Origin of the sequence: Marinicella gelatinilytica (assembly GCF_026410405.1) — a bacterium.
Lineage (GTDB): Bacteria > Pseudomonadota > Gammaproteobacteria > Xanthomonadales > Marinicellaceae > Marinicella > Marinicella gelatinilytica.
In genome coordinates, this window is sequence record NZ_JAPMLN010000034.1 from 1 (window position 1) to 1447 (window position 1447).

Consider the following 1447-nt stretch of genomic DNA (forward strand, 5'->3'; position numbering starts at 1 on the left):
TAGTCGAACCTGAAGAATTCACTTCAGCACCAATGAACTTGGTGAATAAATTAGACATTGGCGGGTATTTGTAGTGAATTTATTCAAGGCCCAATAAAAAGCCTTCAACAACTTAGCAAAGTTGAAGGCAGCGGCTGCTAAAAGTGCATTATTACGGTTTCCATCATCACCTTTGAGGAAGTTTCTGTTCATTCTATGGTCTGACTTGATGTGACCAATAACTGGCTCCACCGCTGCTCGCCGCTTCATCCACTTGCGCATGGTTTTGGTTGCTCTTTTGGGGATTTTTCCAATCAGGTGAACTTTGGTCTTGCCTTTAATTTCATGACCTTTATAGCCGCCATCACAGTAGGCATGTTTGGGTTCTTTGCCGGTGAGTTTTTGACAGTGAGAAAGCGCATCTTTCAAAGTATGCCCATCAAATGGATTATCAAAGCTCAATGCTGATAATACCCAGTTATTCTTAGATGATGATACGATAGAAACCTTGTTACCAAACTCATACTTTTTATGCACCTTGCCTTTGGCAATACAGAACACTGCATCTTCATGCACTGAATAGATTTTATCTTTGTCGTTACGTTTTTGGTCGTGTATCTGCCTGGCTCTTTGCAACAAAGCATGCATGGATTCATCGGGTTCAGGGCATTTACGCTGGATGTCTCTAATGACACGGCCCAGATAGGTTTTTAACTTTCTGGTCTGTTTTGCAGCCCGCTTCATTTGTCTGGCGTGAGAATAACGTCCCTGCATGATTAATGCCTTTTTACCTACCCTCAAATAAGTCTGACGCAGCTTAATGCCGTTCTCTTGTGCTGCTTTGACCAACAATCCCCTGGCTTTTTGGTACAACTTGGCATCGGTTGGAAAAGTGATGTTCTTTTCCTGAACCGTGGTATCAACATTAACATGGTGTGTTTCTGAGGCTTTAATCAAATCATTTTCACTGGCCACTTTGATGGTTTCTTGCAACAAGGCTTCCAGTTTTTCGCCAACCCGGTTTCTCCATTTAATCAATGTGGTGGGATGTAAAGGTAATTCATGTTGGAGAAATTCAAAACCACAAAAATATTGCCAATAGGGGTTCTCAACCCAGCGTGCCACAACACTTTCATCACTTTCGTTAAAAGTGTATTTCAGATAATGCAAACCGGCAAGCAGACGCGTTGGCAGTGGCGGTTGACCTGAACCCGGGCTATAAACCACATCAATTTCTTGTTCTAAACGTTCCCAGTTTATTTTATGGGATAGTTTAACCAGCGGGTGCTTAAGGTTAATGATTTGAGACAATTGTGATCTGAACATATCCGGGTGATTGTTAGGTTTTTTAGGTTTCATATTGCAAGGTTTTTGATGGTTGATTCATGTTTTCTTGCAATTTATTATAGCATAATAACGCTATATTGCGTTGAATATCAATGGGTTATTAGTTCTTCAGGGGCGACTA

General features: G+C 41.3%; 1 protein-coding gene. It reads right to left on the reverse strand.

From position 1 onward, the window contains the following. Positions 1–18: 18 nt before the first annotated feature. Positions 19–1338, reverse strand: a complete 1320-nt coding sequence (locus tag OS173_RS13220; protein WP_267184759.1) for an IS5 family transposase — start codon at positions 1336–1338, stop codon at positions 19–21. Between the last annotated feature and the right edge of the window lie 109 nt (positions 1339–1447).

Excerpts from the sequence above, each read along its gene's own strand:
- OS173_RS13220 (WP_267184759.1), bottom strand. The coding sequence starts at position 1,338 with ATGAAACCTAAAAAACCTAACAATCACCCGGATATGTTCAGATCACAA.